Annotated in this window: 19 protein-coding genes and 1 CRISPR repeat array; of the genes, 10 read left to right on the top strand and 9 right to left on the bottom strand. The window is 58.2% G+C overall.

The genetic code is table 11. The annotated features are described in order from the left end of the window. Positions 1–92: 92 nt before the first annotated feature. Positions 93–1,736, top strand: a complete 1,644-nt coding sequence (locus NW805_RS04015; RefSeq protein ID WP_414421724.1) for a DUF3352 domain-containing protein — start codon at positions 93–95, stop codon at positions 1,734–1,736. Positions 1,737–1,781: 45 nt separating this feature from the next. On the opposite strand, the gene NW805_RS04010 is transcribed toward NW805_RS04015, so the two are convergent. The 6 genes from NW805_RS04010 to NW805_RS03985 all read right to left on the bottom strand — a co-directional run bounded on the left by NW805_RS04010 (position 1,782) and on the right by NW805_RS03985 (position 8,845). Continuing rightward, on the bottom strand, positions 1,782–2,525 hold the full coding sequence (locus NW805_RS04010; protein WP_414421898.1) for a response regulator: 744 nt from the start codon (positions 2,523–2,525) through the stop codon (positions 1,782–1,784). A gap of 68 nt (positions 2,526–2,593) precedes the next feature. Continuing rightward, complete coding sequence (locus NW805_RS04005) at positions 2,594–3,352, bottom strand: sensor histidine kinase (protein WP_414343700.1); 759 nt, start codon at positions 3,350–3,352, stop codon at positions 2,594–2,596. A 109-nt stretch (positions 3,353–3,461) separates the two neighbouring features. Continuing rightward, a complete protein-coding gene (locus tag NW805_RS04000; RefSeq protein WP_414421723.1) occupies positions 3,462–4,940 on the bottom strand; it encodes a sensor histidine kinase in 1,479 nt (492 codons plus the stop codon). Positions 4,941–5,084: 144 nt separating this feature from the next. Continuing rightward, a complete protein-coding gene (locus NW805_RS03995; RefSeq protein WP_414421722.1) occupies positions 5,085–6,071 on the bottom strand; it encodes a pentapeptide repeat-containing protein in 987 nt (328 codons plus the stop codon). A gap of 140 nt (positions 6,072–6,211) precedes the next feature. Then, a complete protein-coding gene (locus tag NW805_RS03990; protein WP_414421721.1) occupies positions 6,212–7,771 on the bottom strand; it encodes a hypothetical protein in 1,560 nt (519 codons plus the stop codon). 156 nt (positions 7,772–7,927) lie between these two features. Continuing rightward, entirely contained in the window at positions 7,928–8,845 is a 918-nt protein-coding gene (locus NW805_RS03985; RefSeq protein ID WP_414421720.1) for a CoB--CoM heterodisulfide reductase iron-sulfur subunit B family protein, read from the bottom strand. A gap of 316 nt (positions 8,846–9,161) precedes the next feature. On the opposite strand from NW805_RS03985, the gene NW805_RS03980 reads away from it, so the two are divergent. Next, positions 9,162–9,914, top strand: a complete 753-nt coding sequence (locus NW805_RS03980; protein WP_414421719.1) for a hypothetical protein — start codon at positions 9,162–9,164, stop codon at positions 9,912–9,914. 302 nt (positions 9,915–10,216) lie between these two features. Further along, positions 10,217–10,966 (top strand): YebC/PmpR family DNA-binding transcriptional regulator, encoded by a 750-nt coding sequence (locus NW805_RS03975; RefSeq protein WP_414421718.1) that lies wholly within the window; start codon positions 10,217–10,219, stop codon positions 10,964–10,966. 5 nt (positions 10,967–10,971) lie between these two features. Here the strand turns inward: NW805_RS03975 and NW805_RS03970 are convergent, their stop codons facing one another. Next, positions 10,972–11,283, bottom strand: a complete 312-nt coding sequence (locus NW805_RS03970) for a YbjQ family protein (RefSeq protein WP_011432974.1) — start codon at positions 11,281–11,283, stop codon at positions 10,972–10,974. A 410-nt stretch (positions 11,284–11,693) separates the two neighbouring features. Here NW805_RS03970 and NW805_RS03965 point away from each other — a divergent pair, with 410 nt between their 5' ends. From NW805_RS03965 to NW805_RS03950, 4 genes are all read left to right on the top strand, one after another. Then, positions 11,694–12,464, top strand: coding sequence for an IS5 family transposase (locus tag NW805_RS03965; RefSeq protein ID WP_414421717.1), 771 nt, complete (start codon positions 11,694–11,696; stop codon positions 12,462–12,464). Positions 12,465–12,519: 55 nt separating this feature from the next. After that, complete coding sequence (gene rbsK, locus NW805_RS03960; RefSeq protein ID WP_414421716.1) at positions 12,520–13,437, top strand: ribokinase; 918 nt, start codon at positions 12,520–12,522, stop codon at positions 13,435–13,437. 253 nt (positions 13,438–13,690) lie between these two features. Next, positions 13,691–14,011, top strand: coding sequence for a response regulator transcription factor (locus NW805_RS03955; protein ID WP_414421715.1), 321 nt, complete (start codon positions 13,691–13,693; stop codon positions 14,009–14,011). Further along, positions 13,906–14,433, top strand: coding sequence for a LuxR C-terminal-related transcriptional regulator (locus NW805_RS03950; RefSeq protein WP_414421714.1), 528 nt, complete (start codon positions 13,906–13,908; stop codon positions 14,431–14,433). Before NW805_RS03955 ends, NW805_RS03950 begins: the two co-directional genes overlap by 106 nt. Positions 14,434–14,556: 123 nt before the next feature. On the opposite strand, the gene NW805_RS03945 is transcribed toward NW805_RS03950, so the two are convergent. Continuing rightward, positions 14,557–14,751 (bottom strand): hypothetical protein, encoded by a 195-nt coding sequence (locus tag NW805_RS03945; protein ID WP_414421713.1) that lies wholly within the window; start codon positions 14,749–14,751, stop codon positions 14,557–14,559. After that, positions 14,742–16,391, bottom strand: coding sequence for a DUF1565 domain-containing protein (locus NW805_RS03940; RefSeq protein WP_414421712.1), 1,650 nt, complete (start codon positions 16,389–16,391; stop codon positions 14,742–14,744). The genes NW805_RS03945 and NW805_RS03940 overlap by 10 nt, the downstream gene beginning before the upstream one ends. Positions 16,392–16,556: 165 nt before the next feature. Between NW805_RS03940 and NW805_RS03935 the strand changes: the two genes are divergently transcribed. The 3 genes from NW805_RS03935 to NW805_RS03925 form a co-directional block, all read left to right on the top strand. Further along, positions 16,557–17,780: a pentapeptide repeat-containing protein gene (locus tag NW805_RS03935; RefSeq protein ID WP_414421711.1), complete on the top strand. Its 1,224-nt coding sequence runs from the start codon at positions 16,557–16,559 to the stop codon at positions 17,778–17,780. 108 nt (positions 17,781–17,888) lie between these two features. Beyond that, complete coding sequence (locus tag NW805_RS03930; protein ID WP_414421710.1) at positions 17,889–19,001, top strand: LptF/LptG family permease; 1,113 nt, start codon at positions 17,889–17,891, stop codon at positions 18,999–19,001. 100 nt (positions 19,002–19,101) lie between these two features. Beyond that, positions 19,102–21,365: a CRISPR direct-repeat array (repeat unit 37 nt; unit sequence GTTTCCGTCCCCTTGCGGGGAAAAGGTAGGGATCAAC). A gap of 335 nt (positions 21,366–21,700) precedes the next feature. Further along, the coding region (locus tag NW805_RS03925; RefSeq protein WP_414421709.1) for an alanine dehydrogenase at positions 21,701–22,187 on the top strand (487 nt) is incomplete at its 3' end.

Genomic DNA, 22,187 nt, shown 5'->3' with positions numbered 1-22,187 from the left:
TTTCTACATATTCCGATGTATGAGGCTGCGATCACAGACAGGCTCTGAGTCCATCGCCTATCCTCAAGAGGACGGCTCGTCGCAGGTGTGATATGAAGACCCAACTTCAGTGCCGGTTTCGTCCTCTCTCCCTTACGTTGATGGCGGTGGGGGGCTCTTGGCTCCTGGGATCCTGCCAACTCAGAGGGCCACAGGTACAGTTGCCCGGCGATGTTCTGCCGGAAACCGCGCTGGTTCCCCAGTCGGCGCCCCTGGTGCTGACCTTTTCTACCCAACCGGAAGAATCTTTTCGCACTCACCCTGACCTTTTGGCCCAGTGGGAGAGCTGGACGGCAGAAGCTTTGGCTGAAACCAGCAAGGAGTTCTCTCGGGAAGAGATGCAAGCTTGGGCTGGCGAGCAATTCACGATGGCAGTGGTGATCCCCAATCTGGTGCCCGGAGCTGCCGAGCCGGTGCCTGGGATCCTGTTTGGAGCCAGCACCCGCAACGCTGATTTGTCTGGGCAATTCTTGGCCCAGGTGCGGCAACAGGCAGCAGCAGAAGGGGCCAACTTCGAGCAGCGCCAGGAGCAGGGGGTCACCCTCTATGTGCAAACCAACGGAGAGCCGGGCGAGCGGTGGGTAACTGCTGAGTTTGGCAACCGCTTTGTGGCAGTGGCCAACGACCCAAGGGTGATGCAGCAGGCGATTGCTGTGTATCGCGGCGAAGCAGAGCCGATTGGCCGCTCCGAAAGTTTCCGCACCGCTGTTGGCGATCTGTATAAGAGCGGCACGCTGGCCTTTGCCTACTTCAACTTCCAGGCTTTGCAGGAGGATCCCGAATCTTTCCAAGACTGGATGCAGGATCTGGATCCGGCGACGCTGGGATCCCTGCAACCCCTGCGCTCTTTGGCCATGGCTGCCCACTGGCAGGAGCAGGGCCTGCGGCTGCGCATGTTGACCCAGACCGATCCGAAAACCCAGGTGCAGGGGGGGTGGCAAACGGCTCGCGGCGAACTCATTCAGCGGCTGCCCGGCAATGCCTTGGCGGTGCTGACCACCCAGCAGATTGCCCAGCGCTGGCAAGCCGTTATGCCTGAGCTGGAAAAAGATCCGCCGGTCAAGGAGTCGTTAGAGGAGCTGCGGGCTGAGTTTCGCGCCAATACCCGTTTGGACTTGGAAAAAGATCTGCTGGCCTGGATGGATGGGGAGATGGCCTTGCTGGTGGCACCGGATGCCCAGGCCCATCCCCTGTTGCAGGGCATGGGAGCAGCCCTGGTGATCGAGACCAGCCAAAAAGACAAGGCCAACGCGGCCCTGACTCAGTTGGATCGGCTGGCCCAAGAATCGGGAGTAGGGGTAACGGAGGCGGGTGGACAGGTGACGTGGGCGGATCCCTTGTTTAACCGCCCGCTTTTGACCCGCGCCTGGGAAGGCAACTATTTGATCGTGACCAGCAGCACGGCGGCGCTGCAAACCCTCGCCCAACACCAGGGCAATTTGCTTCCCCAAACCGAGCCGCTGAAAACCCTCTACGATCAGTTGCCCAAGCCCAACTACGGCTACTTTTTGCTGAATTGGCAAGGGATCCGAACAGTGCTGGAGGACACACTACCGGGTGGTTTGGCAGGCTTGGAGCCGGAGGCCCGTGAGCTGCTGACCCGCATCGATGGGCTGGGGATTACCAGCTACCCTGCCGGGGATCACGCCTTTGGGGTGGAGCTGCTGGTCACCGTGCCGCCCAAGCCACAGCCGTAAGCTCTTTCCCCCCTCTCCCTTGGGGAGAGGGGCTGGGGGTGAGAGCTACAGCCGAATCAAGCCATAGGTGAGAGCATAGCGCACCAGCTCGGTGCGGCTGCTGGTGCCCGTCTTGTTCAGCAGGCGGGTGACGTATTTTTCCACGTTGCGCACGCTGGTTTGCAGCTGCTTGGCAATCTCCTTGTTCATCAGCCCTTCTGCCACCTTCTCCAACACCTGTTGTTCCCGCGGCGTCAGCTCTACCTTAATGGGTGGGGGCAAGGGAGTTGGGGCGGGGGGCTGAGAGGGACCGGTTGGGGGAAGAGTTCGCTCTGCCAGAAGCGCCCGAATGGAGGCCAGCTCGCGGGCGACCACTTCAGAAGGACTGGCTGCTCGGGAGCGCTCAATGAGATTGGAGACAATGGCCACCAGCTCCTCCGGATCGAAGGGCTTGGGCAAATAGGCATCGACACCGGCCCGGTAACCCTGGATGCGGTCGGCGGTCATCCCCTTGGCGGTGAGGAACACCACCGGCAGATGGCTGTAGGGCTCGAGTTTTCGCAGTTGGGCCAAAAATTGATAGCCATCCATGCCCGGCATCATGATGTCGGAGATGATCAACTGAGGCTGGGCCGTGCTGAGCAGTTGCAGAGCCTGCTGGGCGTTGGCCGCCGGGATCACCTCAAAGCCGCTGTCCTCGAGGTAGGCTTGCACCGCTTCCCGTAAGCCGGGTTCATCATCTACTAGCAGAATGCGGGCTGCTGGACTGGCAGCAGGGGGTTCGGGTTTGGCTGGGGGAGAAGAGGCCATCTGCAGCTCCTGGGTAGCGTTCAAGCGTTTGGCGGCACCTGCCATCCCATATCTCTACAATCTTCCTACTAACCTGTGGGCAATCTCAGGCGAAAACAGGAGCCTTGGGGGGAGCTTTCCACCTGGAGATCTCCGCCCATCCGGGTGGCCAGGTCGCGGCTAATGGCCAACCCCAGCCCCTGCCCTGGCTTAGAAAGATCTGCCCGAAAAAAGGGATCGAAGATCCGCTCCAGGTTCTCAGGGTGGATGCCGGGGCCGTTGTCGCAGACGGCAACGAACACTTCCCATTGCGAAGCAGTTGAGGGATCTTCACCCAGCTCCACCTTCAGCCGGATCTCACCTGGGGGCGGGGTGTACTTGCAAGCGTTGTCGATCAAGTTATCAAGCACCTGCCGCAGGGCACGCGGATCGGCTTGTACAGGGGGTAGGGAAGGGGGCAGAACGGCTTGAAAGTGGTGTCCCTGGGTTTCGGCCAAGGCTTGATAGATGGGAATCCACTCCCGCAGCAGGTCGGCCAAGGAGAGGGGCTGAAGCTGGAGGGGGGCCGGGATCCCGTCCAAACGCTCGAACTCCGCCAGCAGCTCCTGCAAATGCTTGCACTCCTGTTCAATGCTCAGGCCAATCCAGTGGTTGCGATCCTCGGGGGGCAAGCGTTTTTGCAATAACTTGGCCAGCGTGCTCAGGGCGGTGAGAGGATTGCGCATTTCGTGAAGCAAAGTGGAAAGCTGCTGGGCAGAAAGAGTGACCCCCTTAACCTTGGGTTCTCCGGCTCCGCAGACGGGTTCAGGCTCTGGATGGTGTTCAGCAACTTTTCTGGCTCTCGGCATGGATCCAATCTCTAGACTCTCCCGGCGCTGGCAGATCGATCCTAGCCCTACCTCCCCTGCAATCCGCCATATCAATCCTGAGACGCTATCGGGATCCCAACTGGGTGGCTTATAGCTGGCGGGGCAGGTAGATGTTGAGAACTTCCCCCCGATGGGCGCGGTGGCGCACGGTGAGGTAGCCCCCCAAGGCGCGGAACAGAGTTTGGGTGACGGGAAGGCTGAGGCTCACTGCACCGGTATCCGGCTGCACGACCAACAACTGCCCAATCGCCTGAGGGGATTTGGGCTCTGCGGCAACAGTGGCGTCGCTGCCCTCAGGTGTGTTGACCTGAAACTGAAGTTTGACCAGCTCCCCTGCGCTGACCAACTGGGCGCGAATGTGGCTGCCAGCCGGCGTGCTGCGGGCAATGCGGTCGACCATGCCAAACAGCACCGCTTCCAGCGCCTTGGGATCGCTGACCACATCCGGCAGCTCATCGGGAATCTCCAACTCCAGTTGGGATCCCCGCCGTTCCACCTGCTCCTGCCAGCGAGGCAGGTTTTGCCGCACCAAGTCCACCAGCGCAATGGGCTCTAGCTGAAGCCGACGCCCCTCCTGTGGGGTAGCAGCGGGCATCACCGTTTCTGTAGCCTGGAAAAACAGCCCGAAGCGGTTGATTTGCTCGGTACATTCGCGGTCAATTTTCTCCACGTATTCCCGTACCCGCGACGGCAGATCGTGCCGCTTCAGGATGAGACTAACCAAGGTGCGGATGGTGCTGAGGGGCGTCTGGATCTCGTGGATGAGAGCCCGCAACAGTTCTGCCTCCGAAAGGCTGTTCTGTTGGCCTTGACCGGCAGGCTGGCCATGGGAAGGAGGAGACCGCCGCTTCTGCCAATCTTCTGGCCGGGTTGTGGGCGCAGGGGAGTTCTCGGCTCTGGCGGGGGGTAAGCGAGCGGGCGGGGATCCCGACTCGGCCAGGTTTCCCAGCAGAAGAAGGCTGCTGAAGCGGGCCAGCACTCGCACATGAGGCTCCATGAGGGGATGGTGCTTGATCAGCTCCTGCCAGAAGGGCAAGCGATCCGGCCTACCCTGTTGAACCCGCTGCTCTAGGATCTGCCAAGCCCGATGCACCACTTCCGGCTCAAAAGACACCATCATCCCCCTCTGCCGCGTGTGGGGGTGATGCCCTTGGGCGGCCACCGCCGAAAAAACAGGGGTGAGCACCAGCAAAAAAGGCTCCTCCACCAGGGGATCCCGCGGCAGGAGAGGGATCACCGTCTGGCCAGGGGTCAGAATCGACTCAGGGGACAAGTCGGGGGTAAACAGCCAGGGATCTTCACGGGCCAGCTCCCGCAGCTTCAGGTTCGGTTCTGGAGCGTCAATGGGCGACGGCAGTTGAGGCAGCGGATCCCGAACCACCCAGGGGGGCCACCAAGACACCGGCCCACCGATCACCACCCCAAACTGTCCAACTTCTTGCCATAGCTGGAGCAGGGCTGCCACCGTCTGCTGCCAGGAGCGCTCTCCTGCCCCCGGCAACCATTCCGGCAAGGGCAGATCGGCCCACAAAGCTTCCATCAAGGACAGAAATCGGCGGCTGTTCACGGATCTCTTTGACCCATCCTTCCCTTGTAGGGTAGCGGTTGTGGCCCCTCTGGGGCAGGGGAAAACCTCACCTTTTCCGGGGCGGATCCCCGTCTCACTCAGGGACAAGAATCCTCGTCCTCATACGGTAGCGAGTCTGTCCAATCAGCCTACCCGTCCATCCGGCAGAGTTGCCCCGCGCAAATTGGCCCCGCTGAGGTTGGCTGTGCTCAGATCGGCTCGGGTTAGGATTGCCTCGCCGAGATCGGCATTTTCCAGGTTGGTGCGGCCCAAATAGGCATCCACCAGGTTGGCACACCGCAAATCGGCCCCGGCCAGATTGGCCCGACTCAGATCTGCCCGCGCCAGTTTGGCCGAGCACAGACAACTGGCGGAAAGATCGGCTGCGGCCAGATCCGCCTCGCTCAAGTTGGCCTCTGTCAGATTCACCTGGCGAAGTATCGCCTCCTTCAAGTTGGCCCGCGCCATCTGCACCCCTTGCAGGTCTGCCCCCAAAAAAGAAACCCCCCTCAGGTCGGTCTCGCTCAGGATGGCTCCCTGCAAACGGGCTTGCTGCAGGCTGGCCCCTTGCAAGTTGGCCTTGATCAAACTGGCCTCTTTTAGGTTGGCCCCGCTCAGGTCGGCCCGCGTCAAATCCGCTCCCGACAGGTTGGCTCCGCTGAGATCGGCGCGGCTAAGATTGGCGTTGCGCAATACCGCTCCCCGGCGGCTATCGAAACGGAGATTAGCCCCCCGCAGGCAAGCCCCTCCCAAGTTGGCACTGGTGAGGTTGGCCCAGCGCAGATCCGCATCCAGCAGGTTGGCATCGATCAACAGAGCCAGCGTCAGGTTGGCCCCATGCAAATCTGCTCCTTGTAGGGTGGCGCCGTGCAACTGGGCATCTCTGAGATCCGCCTCGCTCAAGTCCGCCTGGCTGAGGTTGGCCCCACCAAGGTTAGCCCCGACGAGGTTGGCCTTCTGCAGCTTGGCCCGCCCCAAGAAGGCGAAGATCAAGTTGGCGCTGTGCAGGTCTGCTTGGGAGAGATCCACCCCGATCAAATCGGCCCGGCTCAGGTCAAGGGCGGCCAGGTTCTCGCCGGCAAAGTTGATCCGTCCTGCCCGGTAAAGCCGAAGCAGATCCTTGGCATCCATAGAAGAGAGGGGAGAGCTCAGAGAAGTGAGAGGGGATCCAAACTAGCGGCCATTCTAGAAGAAAATCAAGGCGTTTCCCCAACACTCGGCGCGGCTGATCGTGAGTGTTGAACGGGATCCCCAAACAGCGGGTTTGAGCTTCAAACCAGCCCGAACAGACGGCGCTCTGCCTCCTCCATGCGATCCAAGAAAGCAGCAAATTTGGTGGAGATCTCCCCCACTTCCTGCAAAAAGGCGCGTAGTGTTTGGTACTTGAGAACCAAGGCTTCCTCTAGGGTGCAGGTTTGGAACTGCTCATCCAACGCCTTGCCCAACTCGCTCAGGGCCTGTTCGATAGCAGTTTTGACAGAGCCGACGCTGCGCCGCACCAAACGCATCACCTCCTGCTCCAACTGCGGCTTTTGCTGGGCCAGCTCGCTGCTGGCCAACACCTGTCTTAGGGAAGCATAGGGATCCGCCAGCTCAGCGGGCATTTCGGTAACCGCCTCCGGCAGAGCCTGTTTTGCATTGCTGACGCGCAGGGGCTGCACCAGGCGCCACTCCGATTGTTCTAGCTTTTTCAAGATCCCCATGAACATTGCGGCGGATCCCTCGACATCCCTCAAGAAGCCGCGCAGCACCTGGTGTTTGAGCGTCAGATATTGGGCGGGATCCTCATCCTGCAGACCTTCGTCCAGGGCGTTGCCCAACTCGCTTAGGGTGTTCTCGATGGCAACCATCAAGGATCCGGCGCTGTGATGGAGCAGTTGGCGGCAGGACTCTGGGATCTCCTGTCGCAGGTCAGAAGAGGGGCCGGGTGGTGTTGTCCAGGTTGCAAAAGCCAGAGGATCTGCAGGTTCTTCCTCATCTTCTGGGATCCCAGCGTCAATCCAAGTCATGGGGCTGGCCAGGGACTCTGCCTCGCCCGCGCGAGCGGCATCTTCGGTATTCAGCCAATCCAGATTGGCGGAGAGAGGCTCAGCAGCCAATCCTCCGCCGGGGAGGGTCGCTGGGGGCACGTCAACGTAAAGAGGCTTCAGCATCTGCAGCACAGCATTGGCGGCTTGGCCATCCTGATCCGGCTCCTGCAACTGCTGCACCGCCTCCTTCAGCTGGGCTTCCAGTTCTTGGGGGGAGGCGCAGGCATCGTAGAGGGCTCTGAGCAGCTCGTCCAGGCTGTAGCGCCGCAGGGCCGCCAACCCCTGCAGAGTAGGCTCTACTTTGTGGTATAAAGCCGTGAACAGAACCAGCTTGGCCCGCAAAGGGCTGGTTTGCCGCATCACCCCTGCCCGCAGCTCGAAGGGATCGTAGTCTTGCTTTTGCAGTCGTGGGCTTCCATACTCCAAGGACAAGATAGGCGAGGGTGCGGCCCAAGCTGATGGCTCCTTGGGCGAGGGCATGAGTGGGCTAGAGGGATCCGCTTGGGGCTGTTGATACAGGGGCTGTAGCTTGCTTAGCAGCATCTTGGCGATGCGAGCATACTCGGCTTTTTTGTTGATGCGGCTGATGGCCTCTCGAAAGCGTTGGCCCAAAGCATCAAGGGTAGCGTGCTCACGGCAGAGCTGCTCCAGCAGGGCTTTCAGATCTATCTGGCTCAACTTGCTGACATCGCCTTCCCATGTGCTGGTGCAGGCAAAGTAAACCAGCTTTTTCACTCGGTCTGCGTACCCGCCCTGCTGCACTTCTTGCACAACAAGGCCAAAGGGATCCGAGACAACCATAGGGAGCTGCTAAGCAGGAGTAGGTGGATCTAAGCTTACGAGGATCTTTGCGGTTTTTGAACAAGGACGGGTACCTTGCTGGGCAGAATAGCATATCCTTCCCAGGCAGAACCCACCTGATGTTTGCCCAGGGATCCCCCAGCCATCAAGTGGGATTTAGCGGCCTATTTTTTGCAGGGCTCTTTCCACCTGTACTACATGGCGGTTCAGTCCCAAGTTTTCCGCTGGGATCCCCAGGGCCAGGCCCACCAATTGTGGCAAATGCAGGATCGGGATCCCCAGCTTGCGCCCGATCACCTGTTCCACCTCCGGCTGCCGAGAGTCCAAGTTGAGGTGACATAGAGGACAGGGGGTAACCAAACAATCGGCTCCCGCCTCTATGGCCTCCAGAAGATGCCGGCCTGCCATCGAGAAAGACTGCTGCGGGGCGTAGCTGGAAATGGGCCAACCGCAACACTGGGTGCGCCCGCGATACCAAACGGGGGTGGCCCCCAAACGCTCGAAGAGATCCTCCATCAAATGGGGATCCCGCGCCACATCAAAGCGGGAGATGTCGTAGGCCCGCAACAGATAACACCCATAGAAGGCAGCGCAGCGCAGTCCCAGGAGAGGCCGTTTGACCTGTTGGGCCAATCGCTCCAGGCCGTAGTCATGAGCCAGCACCCACAGCAAATGGCGCACATCGCCTGTGCCCTGGTAGCAGCTCTCGCAGCCTCCTTTCTGGCACAGGGCCTGCACCTGGTGAAAGTACTCTGGACTCGCGGTTTTCGCAGCCTTCAACTTTTCATTCACGCGGCCCAGCACTCCCTGACAGGTGCTGCAGTGGGTAAGCATCGGCAGCCCCAGCGCTTCTGCCAAAGCCAGGTTGCGGGCATTCACCGTATCTTCCAGCAGCTCCGATTCTTCTTTGAAGGTGCCCGAACCACAGCAGGAAGCGGCTTCCAGCTCCACCAGTTCAATGCCCAGATGCCGCGCAATCTGGTCGGTGGAGTCATACAGCTCACGACAGGCCCCCTGGGCCACACAGCCGGGGTAGTAGGCGTAGCGCAAAGGTGAAGGAACAACCGCGGTCATGAGAAGACGTGAGAAGAAGAGAATTGGGTTTGCGATCTCAACGGTAATAACAATCCATGGATCCATTGCCCACACAGCAGAGCACTGGCCTGCCTGCAGAGCGGGAACCCAGAGCCTAAGATCCTACACCCATGCGCTGCCACAGCACATCCGTTGCTGCCCAGGACAGGGAGTTTGTCAAAGCTTCCCTATTTATCTGCCCCTATTTTGAAACCATTCGGAGCCGATACCCTATTTTTCTCCCTGCCTAGTGCCTCCCTAGCCGATGTCGGGTAGATTTGGCGGTAGCCATCGCTGAGGAATCGGTCAACGCCTTATGAACAGCCCGATCCAGGATCGCGATTTCCCCTTTTCACCCCGCTCTAAGCAGGGCAGTCTGGGTTGGAGCCTTCCCCTGAAAGGCTTGGGATTTGGCTTGTTTTTCGGATCCCTAGTTTGGGCAGGATGGGCAAGTCAACTCCAGCTATGGGCCCAGCCGGTCGAACAGCAACCTCAGGAGGAAGTCTTAGTGCCAGGGCGCAATTTGGATCCTGGGGCACAAATCCGGGTGCGTAACGAGCTGGTCAAGATCTGTGGGGACTATCGTTGCGAAGATTACCGCTTTTCGGTGCGGGTACCGATCAGCCCTGAAGACACCCTGGAAACTCTGCTGGGGCGGCTGGATACGGAGATGCTGCGGGAGGTGGATCGGGTGTTTCAAACTCGGCCCGATTTGAATCGAGTCATTGTCGATGGCTACGTCTTCTCGGGTACTCCCGCTTTTGTCAGCCGGGAAGTGCTGCTGCAAACAATGTTTGTGCCCCGTCACCGTTGGGAAGTGGGGCGCTTTGGGCCAGAGCAAGATGCGATTTTCTATGCCGAGCTGTTGGGACAGGTGACGCCCTTTCTAACTCCATCCCCAACCCCCACGCCTACACCTGGGCCTGTGCCTGGAGAAGCTGCGCCCCCTCTGCCCCCGCCTCCTGGGGAAACTCCTCCCATAGAGGCAACGCCTACCCCTCAAGAAACCCCAGCCCCTCCGCCTCCGCCCCAAGGGGATGTGATCCAGCGGCAGCCGATTCAGCCCTGATGGGTTTGTTGGGTAGCTGAGTCTGGGTTGTGAAGGATCCCTCGTTATAGTCATTTCAAACCAGATTGAGATACTCCCCAAGCGCTCCGCGCCGCTGCCCTTACCCCCAGTTTCTCTCTGGGAGAGGGAGTTAGGAATCGACATAACGAACCGTTTCACTGCTGTTTGAAATAACTAACTATAATTTGTGACCAGGCCGGTACCCTCCCAGTTGCCGTGGGGTTGAGTCCTGAGCTGAGGTGATCTAGGCTTCAAAAATGGAGGGATCCCTCCAATTCATTGCTTGACTGGTGTGTGGCGGCATGGCAGGACACAGCAAGTGGGCCAACATTAAACGGCAAAAGGCCCGTGTAGATGCCAAAAAGGGCAGCCTCTTTACCAAACTCTCGCGGGCCATCATCGTGGCAGCTCGCAACGGCTTGCCAGATCCGGATGGGAATTTTCAGTTGCGGGCGGCAGTGGAGAAAGCCAAAGCAGCGGGGATGCCCAGCGAAAACATTGAACGAGCCATTGCCAAGGGAGCCGGCAACTGGAGCGACGACAGCCCCCTGGAAGAAGTTCGCTACGAGGGCTACGGCCCCGGTGGGGTGGCTGTGTTGATCGAGGCCATGACCGACAACCGCAACCGCACGGCTGCCGAGGTGCGAGAAGCCTTCAGCAAAACCGGCGGTAGCTTGGGAGAAGCCGGCTGCGTGAGCTGGCTGTTCCGGCAAAAAGGGGTGATCAGCCTGGAGGAGGTGTTGGATCCCGAAGCCCTGTTGCTGGCGGTGGCGGAAGCAGGCGGGGAGGATCTCAAGGTAGAGGGAACCGACGCAGAAGTCTACTGCGATTACACCCTGCTGGAGCAGGTGGCCACCTACCTCAAAAAAGAAGGCTACCCAGTGCAAGATGCGGCCATCCGCTGGATCCCCTCTACGGAGGTGCATGTGGAGAACCCCGAGACAGCCAAGCTGGTACTGACCCTCATGGAGCGGCTGGACCACTTGGATGATGTGCAAAATGTCTACGCCAACTTTGAGATCGACGAGGCATTGATGGAAAGCCTGGCCTAAAGGTTCTAGCGCAGCTTGACGGCGGTGCCGGCGGCGGTAACGAGGATCATCGTCGTGCTCATGTTGGTATGAATGCTAACGCCTAGGATGCCATTTGCTCCCAAACGTTTGGCTCGCTGCTCCAACTCTTCCAAAACCTTTTTCTGGGCATTCTCGAAAACTTCTTCATAGGTTCTTGTGCGTCCCCCGATGATGTTGCGGAGGGTAGCAAGGAAGTCCCGTAGAACATTGGTGCCATAAACTACCTCGGCGGTAACAATGCCCAAGTAACGCTCAACCTCTCTACCTTGGAGCACGTCTGTAGTGGTCAGCAACATCAGCTTGCTTCCTGGGTCAACACCCACCAAGATAGTCGGGATCCTCAACCTTTGGAATCGGGTTCTTGCCCTGTGTTTTCAGCAGAGTGGCGATATGTCGAAGGGCGACCAATCCCTACAGATAACCGTTCCACAACGCATAGTCATTCATCTCACCGTTGAGGTGAAACAAACGACCGGTTGCTTCCTGCTAAGGCCTCCGGCCCGCTAGCGCGGTCAGTTGAAATAGATGGTAATAAAAACCACGACTGCTATCAGCCCTTGCCGCGTGGTAGGGCGCTCAAGGGGATCCCTGGCCAAGACCGTCGGCTGATACAATAGCTGCCCAGGGATCCAAACCAAAGATCTCTAGGTCGTGTTGATCTTATGTTAGGATAGAGAGAATAATTTATAGAGATAGAGGAAAGAGGATGAAGTTGGTTTTTTTAGATGAAAACAAATGGCAGAAGATATTGGCTTTTTTACAGACAGAAGAGAGAGTTAACATTGGGAAAGAAGCAAACTGCAAACAGTTTATTGAAGCAGTTCTTTGGATAGCCCGTTCCGGTGCTCCTTGGCGCTACCTCCCAGAAGGATATGGCAAATGGTACACCATCTATCAAAGATTTCACCGGTGGAGTCGTTTTGGAGTGTGGGAACGGATGTTCAAGTATTTTATTGACGACCCTAATTTAGAGCATCTCATTATTGATTCAACCATGGTTCGAGCGCACTCCTGTGCTGCCGGAAAAAAGGGGAGCAAGCTTTGGGGAGAAGCCGAAGGGGAGCAAGCTTTGGGGAGAAGCCGAGGGGGATACAGCACCAAGATTCATGTGAGTGTAGATGGGTTGGGAAATCCGCTGGAATTGAGAATAACTGGCGGAGAAAAGAGCGATATTACTCAAGGGGAAGAATTGATAGAGGGCTGGCAGAGAAAGGATACCAAAGTAATTGGGGATAAAGGATATGATGCGGATAAGTTGATTGAGAAGATAGGGGAAGCTCAAGCGGTTATTCCGCCTAAAAGGAATAGAAAGACGCAGCGGCATTATGACAAGCATCTGTATCAAGAGAGGCATTTAATCGAATGCTTTTTTCATAAGTTAAAGCAGTACCGGCATCTATTTTCTCGTTTTGACAAATTGGCCAGGAACTTCTTGAGTTTTCTCTATCTCGTCAGTGCTCTCTTTTGGCTCAAATGAAAGATCAACACAACCTAGATCTCTGCTTTTCCAACAGGATTTCCCCACAAGCCCGATGGCAGGCCCGATCCGAGTGGTGGGTAGCTTGAACATGGATTTGGTGGTGCAGGTGCCCCATCATCCCGGCCCTGGGGAAACGGTGCTGGGATCCGACTACGCCACCTACCCTGGCGGTAAGGGAGCCAATCAAGCGGTGGCAGCGGCGCGGGCGGGAGCCCAAGTAGAGATGTGGGGAGCAGTGGGATCCGATGAGTTTGGGCGTCTGCTCCAAGAGAACCTGGAGCACAACGGCGTGGATACCCGCCACCTGAGGCAGTTGGAGGGGCCCAGCGGCCTAGCTTTGATCACAGTGGATCCCGGCGGGCAAAACAGAATCGTGGTCAGCCCTGGAGCCAATGGTCGCTATCTGCCGGAGCATTTGCCTCCCTTTACCCCAGCGGCCCTGCTCCTGCTGCAGCTGGAAATCCCCCTGCCCACTGTGCAGGCTGCAGCAGAACAAGCCTCTGCCCAAGGGATCCCGATTTTGCTCAACCCTGCGCCCATCGTGCCATTGCCGGGATCCCTGTTGCGCCAGGTTCGCTACTTGGTGCTCAACGAAACCGAAGCGGCTGCCCTTGCCCAATCCCCTGTGGAGACGCCGGAACAAGCCCAAAAGGTGGCTCAAGAACTGCAGAAACACGGGATCCCAACCGTTATCCTTACCTTGGGAGGGGCAGGGCTGGTCTGGGCAGATGGGGAAGAAAGTGGCCATTGGCCAGCTCATCCTGTGGAAGTGGTGGATACCACCGCTGCCGGAGATGGGTTTTGTGGGGCCTTAGCTGCCTGTTTGGCTGCCGGCAGATCCCTGAGGGAAGCCCTGCGTTTTGCCAATGCCGCCGCTGCTTTGGCCGTAACCCGTGCGGGAGCCCAACCTAGCTTGCCCCAGCGCTCTGAGATTGAGGCATTTTTGGCCTCTGCCGTAGAAACAGCATAGACTGCTGCTTATCAAAAGTTTTCGACGTCTGCGGTGGAGAAGTTCATTGGCCGTTTGCGTGAGCGCTATGGGGAAACCGCAACCTCCACAGGACAGAGCGGGGCCAAATCCTTTTTCCGAGCTGCTACTCATAGCCGGTGGAGGGGATCCCTTGCTCCATTGAGTACTGCTCAATAGTGCCTTGTCTTCCCTTGTGGGTGTCTTTAGAGTTAGGTAGTGAAAAGAAAGTATTCGGTAATTCTGATAAAGGCCCGTGAGTACCCTCCTTGCTGAAGATGACGCTCTCTACCGTCAGCATGTTCATAGCCTGCTAACACAACATTTGCCTGAGTTCGGCCCGGTATACATGGCCTCGAATGGTAGAGAGGCGTTGGAACTCTACCGTCAGCACCACCCCAACTTTGTGTTGATGGATATCCGCATGCCCGAGATGGCCGGGATCGAGGTAGCACGACAGGTTTGGTCAGAGTGCCCCAGCACGCGCATCATTTTTTGGTCGCATTTTCCGATGAAGTCTATGTGCAGGAACTGCACAAGATCGTGCCTCCGCAAACCGTCTATGGCTACCTTTTGAAAAATTGCACCGATGAAAAATTGGTCAGCGCTATCCAAGCAGTGGTGCAGGATGAGCAATGTGTGATCGACCGAGAGGTGCGCGGAGTCGATTCCCGTTCACAAAACAAAATTACCGGTCTCAGCGACGCCGAGTACGAAGTGTTGATCGACATTGCCCTCGGCCTCACCGACCAAGCCATTGCTGCACGGCGCTTTTTGTCTCGCCGAGGGGTAACCAACCGTCTGCGCAACCTCTACGACAAACTAGAGGTGAGCAACGACCAAATTGAGAGCGACGAGTGGGGAACCACTTTCAGCTTGCGGGCCAGAGCCATCCGCCTTGCTTTCAAACGGGGGTTGATCAACGCCCAACTGCTGGACGAGGAGGAAGTGCATTTGGATCACTGGCTCAGCCGCTACCGACTGGATCCGTTGGACTAGAGAGTGTCTGAGCTGTCATCGCCCTTGGCAAACACTTGCCGGTCGATTCTCCCGCCAAAAGAACCGGGGCCAAAACCTCCTCCTAACCGTCATGGAGAAGCAAGCCGGTAGGGTGGAGGGTCGCTAGCGGAAAATCATCTCGGCAACCGCCTCAAAGCCGGCATCCAACAGCTGATCCAACACCGACTGGGCCTGGCTGCGACTGTCGTAGAGGCCAGCCTGCAACACTGTTCTGCCGTTGAAAACCGTTTCCACCGCCTCGGGGATGAGCTGCCGCAATCGGTTCAAGTCATCGCTGCTTTTGGGGGTCACCAACACGCGAAATTGAGTTGCCGTTCGCGTTGGCGAAACGGAGTCGTTACCCACAGCAACCACAGGGGGGGCAACTGGAGTTGTAGTGGGAGCAGAGGGAGTAGTTGGGATCCCCGTGGACGGGCGACGGGCCGGCGGGGGCAGAAGGGTGGTGATATCTGTGAGGGGAGCCGAGGGTGACCTGGGAACAGGAGCTGCGGGGGCAGGGCCAACCGGCTGAGCAGGTGCGGTAGAGCCATCTGGCGTGAAGGGGACAGCCACAAACTGCTCCCCCGGAGGTTGGGGCTGGGGAGTTGCCTGAGGGCTGGAGGGATCTTGCAAGATGCGCCCTCCGGATCCTTGGGGCGGAGAGGGGGGAACCGGGGCAGTAGATGGGCACCGTCACAACCGGGTAAGGTGGAGGGGGTCTCAGCCGCTGGCCGGGGATCCCTGGGAGTAGCCGGCTGGGACGGGGCACTGGGCAGAGCCAAAGTGCCAGGAGCAATGGGGCGGGGAGCGCTATCGGGGAGAGCGGCGACGGTGGTTTGACCGGATAGATCCAGATCCCCTTTGGCTTTGCCCCGCAGTTGGTTGCCGTTGGCATTGATGCGCAGGCCGCGGGTGGCGTTGTGGATGTCGTATTGGCCGTTGCCCTCAAAGATGTTGTTGCCGGGATCCGTGGCCGTGCCCAGATCCGGCTGGGCGTTGGTGATGGCAGTGAGGCCGGTCTCCAAGTTCTGGGCGATGAGATTGTTGCGCAGGATGGGCCTGGAGCTGCCCCCGACGATCACGCCGGTACGGTTCTGCAGAATGCGGTTGTTGCGCACAACAGGCGCCGAGCGCTGGTCGATGGTGAGGCCAAAGCCGGTTTCTTGGAACAGGTTATTGATGATGGTGGGCTGGGAGGTGCCCAAGACGGAAATGCCGTTGGCCCCGTTTTTATAGAAGCGGTTGCCCTCCACCCAGGGATTGGAAGCGCCGGCAATGAAGATCCCATCGTGGATGCTGCCCACAAAGCTGTTGTTGAGAATGCGCGGGGAGGCCGATTCGACCCAGAGGGCATAGCCGCGCCGCCCTTGGTTGCGCAGGGTAACTCCTCGCACTTCTGCGCCGGTTTCTGCCAGCAGAGCAACATTTTGTCGGCCTAGGGTCGGGCTCATGTAGGTACCGCCGCCGGTGATGAGATAGCCCTCTCCCAAGGTGGACTCGTCCCCACGCAAGGTGAGGCCGGCTTTCAGGCGGATAGGGAAGGTTTCGCCGCTCTCCTCGCTATATACCCCGGGAAAAAGCTGAATAACGCTGCCAGCCTCAGCCCGCTGAATGGCATAAGTAATCGTCTTGAAGGGGTTATTGCGGGATCCATCCCCACGGGTATCGCTGCCGTTGGCTGCATCCACGAAAATGGCCGGGCGATTGTCCGGGAGCGGGGGAGCTTGAGGCAGGGTCTGCTCACCGGTAATGCCGGTGTCCAGGGAAGTTTGCGCCCAGCCAGGATCCAACTTTGCTGTCAGCAGTAGGGTGGTGCCAAGCATCAGAGAGGTTGCCAGCCGCGTCAGCATTGCAGAACGATGGCGCTGCGCCCGCAGGCCGGGCAGGACTGCTGTAGATTGGTGTTCGCCGGATTTCTGCAGACCAATAGGCAGTAAGGACAATAAGGAAGAGATCATGGTGGTTATCCCCACACCAGGCTGGGCTAGAGAAGGAAAGCCGAGGTCATCTTACCAAACTGAGCAGGCAGGGGCCTGCCCTATTCTCCAACTCTAAATACGGACTAACGCAGGCTTTTTTTGCAAATCTGACACTAGCCCTAGAGTATCATCCTTTCTTGCGCCATGACCTACAAAACCCTTGTCCCCGAACATCTGCCCCAAGAGCCGTCGCTGCTTGAATCCGGGATCCTGCTGTCTCCGGTCTCACCGTGGCAACCCCTGATTCATCTGCTGCTGTTGGGGATCCCGGCCTTCTTGCTGCTCTTGGGAAAGCTGATGGCTCAGCCGGTCTTGAGCTGGGGGGCGGTGCTGGCTTGGCTGAGCCTGGCGGGTTGGTGGGGGCGATCGCTTTGGGCTCAGATCGGACGCCGTCTTTGGCAGTGGCTGACCACTTGGCCTCAATTGGCCTGGGCGGGAGTGGCCCTCAGCTTGGCCCTGATGGGAGGGATTGCCGGGAGCGGGCTGTTTTCTGCCTTGGGATCCCTGAGTTGGGAAGCAATTGGGGCTTTGGGAGAAGTGTTCGGGGCCACAGGCCAGATCTTGATCGCCATCCTGGCCGCCTACATCGCCTGGCGGCAGTACATTATCTCCCGCGATCTCACCATTCAGCAGAACATCATTACCCAGCAGCAGACCATCGACGCCTACTTTGAAGGCATTTCCAACCTGGTCTTGTCTCCCGATGGGCAGTTGGACGATTGGCCCCTGGAGCGGGCCATTGCTGCCGGGCGCACGGCTGCTTTGTTGAACGGGGTGGATCGCTTCGGCAAAGCCAAGATCCTGCGCTTTCTCTCCACTGCCAATCTGCTCAGCCCTCTGCGGCGGGATCAACACCTGGGCCGACCCATTCTGGACGGCAAAGGGGGTTACCAGCGGGATCGCGTGAACGGCATCCGAGTGGTCAACCTGGGCACGATGCTGGAGGGAGCCGACCTGCATGGCACCCTGTTGCGGGCGGTGGATTTCAGCGAAGCCAGCCTGGAGCGGGCCAACCTGAGCGGCTGCGATCTCAGCCACACCAATCTGTGCGGAGCCAACTTGCGGGATGCCGATTTGCGGGGAGCAGACCTTTACCGCGCTTTGCTGTTTGTGGGATCCCCTCAGACGGCTTCCCCCGCTCAGCCGGGGCAAAAGCCGGATTTTAAGACCGGAGCCTACACCGGAGCTATCGTGGCAGGGGCAGATTTCCGCCAGGCTCGCCGCCTTTCCCCCGAACAACGGGCCTACCTGGCCGCCTGGGGGGCCGAGCTGGATCCCGAGTCCGAACCTCCCCTCAACTCTCCTCTGCCGCGTTCGGATCCTGCCGACAAAACGGAGTCGTTTCCCCCACCTGCCCCAAGCCCTTGAGCGAGAATAAATCGATAAGCCTGGTTCAGGGCTTTTGCCGCCGATTCTTCGGCTATTGCAACTCGCCTCTCCCTTGGGGAGAAGGGCGATCCCCTTCGATTCTCAAACATGGCACGGTTGCTCACCAAGTTCTGGCTGCTGGAGCGCTATCTATTTGGGCAGATGCTCACCCCGGTGCTGGCCGGTATTGCCGGGGGAACCCTGCTGCTGCTGGTGGGCCGGTTGTTTACCCTGGCCGAGCGGCTGGTCGAGGGATCCGTCCCGCCTCTAACGGTGTTGCGTCTTTTGGTTTTGGATCTGCCGGAGATGGTGGTGCTGGGTATGCCCATTGCCGCCTTCTTTGCCACCATGCTCACCTTGGGCAAGCTGAGCGGCAACAGTGAGATCACCGCTATGCGGGCAGCCGGGATCCCGTTTAGCCGGATTTTCCGACCCCTGCTGCTGGTGGGGTTGGCCATGAGCTTGAGCGCTTTTTTCATTAGCAACGTGCTGCTGCCAGCCAGTAAACAGCAAATCCGCCAGATCGATCAGCAAGCTTTGCTGGCCCAGGCCACCACCCCGGTGCAATACGATGTCTTTTTCAAAACCGAAGACAACCTCTGGTTCTTCATCCGCCAAGTGGATCCCCGGTTAAATACGATGCAAGATGTTACGATTTTGCGGGTGGATCCCTTGCCGGGGGGCAAATACCAGTTGGCGGAAGTGACCTTGGCCGCTCAGGCAGTGTGGAACGGACTGGAGTGGAGCCTCAGCGAAGGAGCGACCCACCTTTACGGCCCCACCGGCCTCAGCATTGCCGAGCAAACGTTTCATCGCAAGCCGCTGCAAGTTTCCCAGGATCTGGCTACCCTAATGCAGCCGCCGGTTCCCCCCAGCGAGTTGAGCTTACCGGAGCTGGCGGAGCGGATTTCCCGTTTGGCCCGCTCCAATCTCAATACTCAGGCTCTGCGCACCGAGTTCCACATGCGCTTTTCCCTGCCCCTGGCCAGCTTTTTTGCCGTGCTGATTTCGCTCCCCCTGGGATCCAGCACTGCCCGGCGGGTGGGACGCTACGGGGGCGTCGTCTTCGGGATCCTGTTGGTGTTTGCCTACTACGTGGTGCTCAGCGTGTCTCGCAGCTTGGGAGAAGTGGGAGCCCTTCCCCCTTGGGCGGCAGCCTGGAGCTTCAACATCTTGTTCGGCGGCATCGGACTGGTGCTGCTGGCCCGTTTCCTGCGCTAGGGATCCACCCTAGAATCCGCCAGTCTCAGTTCTCAAGGATGTCTCGAAGAAGGCAGGGATCAACTTTCCTTTCTCTCTCCTCTCGCCTCGCGTAGCTCAGGTTTCCGTCCCCTTGCGGGGAAAAGGTAGGGATCAACTTGACAGCATTCAGACCCGGATGAACCCGCGGATCCGGGAGTTTCCGTCCCCTTGCGGGGAAAAGGTAGGGATCAACACAACAATAGAGAATATGTTGAAGCTGTTCTTACCACAGTTTCCGTCCCCTTGCGGGGAAAAGGTAGGGATCAACCTGAAAGGCGAGCTCGGCTAGATGCCGAGTACAAAGCCGAAAGTTTCCGTCCCCTTGCGGGGAAAAGGTAGGGATCAACGTCTGCACGTTCGATCCGTACTGGATTATGCTTGAACAGTTTCCGTCCCCTTGCGGGGAAAAGGTAGGGATCAACCCTTCATCAGGCACTCCTTTTATTTTTAGGCAGTTAGTTGTTTCCGTCCCCTTGCGGGGAAAAGGTAGGGATCAACGTACCTCCCAACTGAGAAGAAGTAGACAACCCAGTAGGGTTTCCGTCCCCTTGCGGGGAAAAGGTAGGGATCAACGTTGTCGCCAGTGCCTTCGACTCCGGTTCCCACGTAGCTGGGTTTCCGTCCCCTTGCGGGGAAAAGGTAGGGATCAACTGGGATTGAATACAACAAATTGGACGTAAAATCCAAAAGCAACGTTTCCGTCCCCTTGCGGGGAAAAGGTAGGGATCAACGGGGGAGGACTAGTCGTCGTTTAACAACTCACAGGCTACCGTTTCCGTCCCCTTGCGGGGAAAAGGTAGGGATCAACTTAGTACTGCCTAATTGGAGGTACGGATGACAGTTAAGGTTTCCGTCCCCTTGCGGGGAAAAGGTAGGGATCAACTCCGCAGTGGAGCGATTACTCTGGAGACTGGCGAGCGGATTGCAGTTTCCGTCCCCTTGCGGGGAAAAGGTAGGGATCAACGTGAAATACCTGGGTGCTTGAGGGGAGGTTAGTTATTCTGTTTCCGTCCCCTTGCGGGGAAAAGGTAGGGATCAACGATGTCTTGCAGCAAGGGGAGGTCTGGGGATCCCTGGCGGCGTTTCCGTCCCCTTGCGGGGAAAAGGTAGGGATCAACATGAACGTCTTCAAATTCTTCGGTGCAGACCACCACTAGTTTCCGTCCCCTTGCGGGGAAAAGGTAGGGATCAACCCAATACGTCCCGAACTTCACTGAAAAAGTTCGCTGCTAGTTTCCGTCCCCTTGCGGGGAAAAGGTAGGGATCAACGCAGTCCTACCAGCATGGTGACCGGCGCCTCTACCTATACGGTTTCCGTCCCCTTGCGGGGAAAAGGTAGGGATCAACGCATCACTTCTGGGTCAGTCTCCGTACGGAGATGAATATTTGTTTCCGTCCCCTTGCGGGGAAAAGGTAGGGATCAACTTGGCGCAACCCCGTTCTACCGGGGTTGGACGATCAGGGTCGGTTTCCGTCCCCTTGCGGGGAAAAGGTAGGGATCAACTAACTAGGTGTGTGTTTGTAAGGGCTTGATTAAGGTGGGTTTCCGTCCCCTTGCGGGGAAAAGGTAGGGATCAACGCGTGTGAGTTAAGCTAACCTCCCCCTCAACACACCCAGGAGTTTCCGTCCCCTTGCGGGGAAAAGGTAGGGATCAACAGCTCTGTGGAAATTATTAGAACCAACAGGTTTATTTGAGTTTCCGTCCCCTTGCGGGGAAAAGGTAGGGATCAACACCCATTGTACAGAGCAAATGGGTTCTCCTAATTGCTGTTTCCGTCCCCTTGCGGGGAAAAGGTAGGGATCAACCAGGTATGAAAACCTGGGTGTCTTGGGTGGGGGAGGGGTTTCCGTCCCCTTGCGGGGAAAAGGTAGGGATCAACTGCTGTAGGTCATACAGTCGCGTATGAAGTGTAGCGCGTTTCCGTCCCCTTGCGGGGAAAAGGTAGGGATCAACAGCCCGGCTGGTTACCAACTCACTCCGTGAGACCAACGAAGTTTCCGTCCCCTTGCGGGGAAAAGGTAGGGATCAACGTTTCTCCTCCAGTATGACCCAACCGTTGTAGTAGGGTGCTGTTTCCGTCCCCTTGCGGGGAAAAGGTAGGGATCAACCAGGGTTTCTCTTTGATCTTAATGGAATCCGTCCTCCTTCGTTTCCGTCCCCTTGCGGGGAAAAGGTAGGGATCAACTTCTTCATTCCCCGATAAGGGAGGTAAATCATGTTCACAAAGTTTCCGTCCCCTTGCGGGGAAAAGGTAGGGATCAACGCAACGTTGCGAATATACTCGCAACGAGAAGCCCTCAGGATGTTTCCGTCCCCTTGCGGGGAAAAGGTAGGGATCAACCCTACCCCCGGAAAAGCTTGAATCCATGCAGTTTTCAAGGTGCGTTCGCGAGGGAGTACGGAGACTTCGTGACATAGATATTAACATTGCTCTTGGGGATAAGCGCAAGCAAGAAAATTGGGCTTTCTGAGGCTGTTATGTCTTGTTTTCGTGCCAATCATGGCAAGAGATCTAGGTTTGCCCTTGAAATCTTGAGCTAACAAAATTAGCCTGGCGATTGCTTGCCCCGACAGATCGCGCACAAAACTTTACAATTTTCGCTCTCCTGCTCAGGCCAGGGATCCCATCGGGGAGAGAGTCTGTCTAGACTGGAAAGCAGCCCTACGGGGATCCCTATGCGAATTGGCGTGCCCAAAGAGATCAAAGAGCAAGAGTTCCGTGTCGGGCTGACACCGGCGGCGGTGCGGGCCTTAACCGAACAGGGGCATCAGGTGTGGGTGGAAACCCAAGCAGGCCAGGGGGCGGGCTTCACGGATGAGGACTACCAAAAAGCGGGGGCCAAGCTGGCTGTCACTCCTGAGGAGATCTACCGGCAGGAGCTGGTGGTGAAGGTAAAGGAGCCCTTGCCTGCCGAGTATCCTCTGCTCCATCCCGACCTTATTCTGTTCACCTATTTGCACTTGGCCGCCAGCCGCGAGCTGACCCAGGCGCTGCTGCAGTCGGGAGCCACCTGCCTCGCCTATGAAACGGTGGAATGGGCGGATGGATCCCTGCCCTTGTTGATGCCCATGAGCATGATTGCCGGGCGGCTCTCGGTGCAGTTTGGCGCCCATTACCTCACCCGACAACAGGGGGGGCGAGGCGTGTTGCTGGGCGGGATCC

Origin of the sequence: Synechococcus sp. W60.1 (assembly GCF_047461575.1) — a bacterium.
In the GTDB taxonomy this organism is placed as follows: domain Bacteria; phylum Cyanobacteriota; class Cyanobacteriia; order Thermostichales; family Thermostichaceae; genus Thermostichus.
The sequence above is the reverse complement of the archived record's forward strand: the minus strand, read 5'-3'. Positions and strand labels throughout refer to the sequence as shown.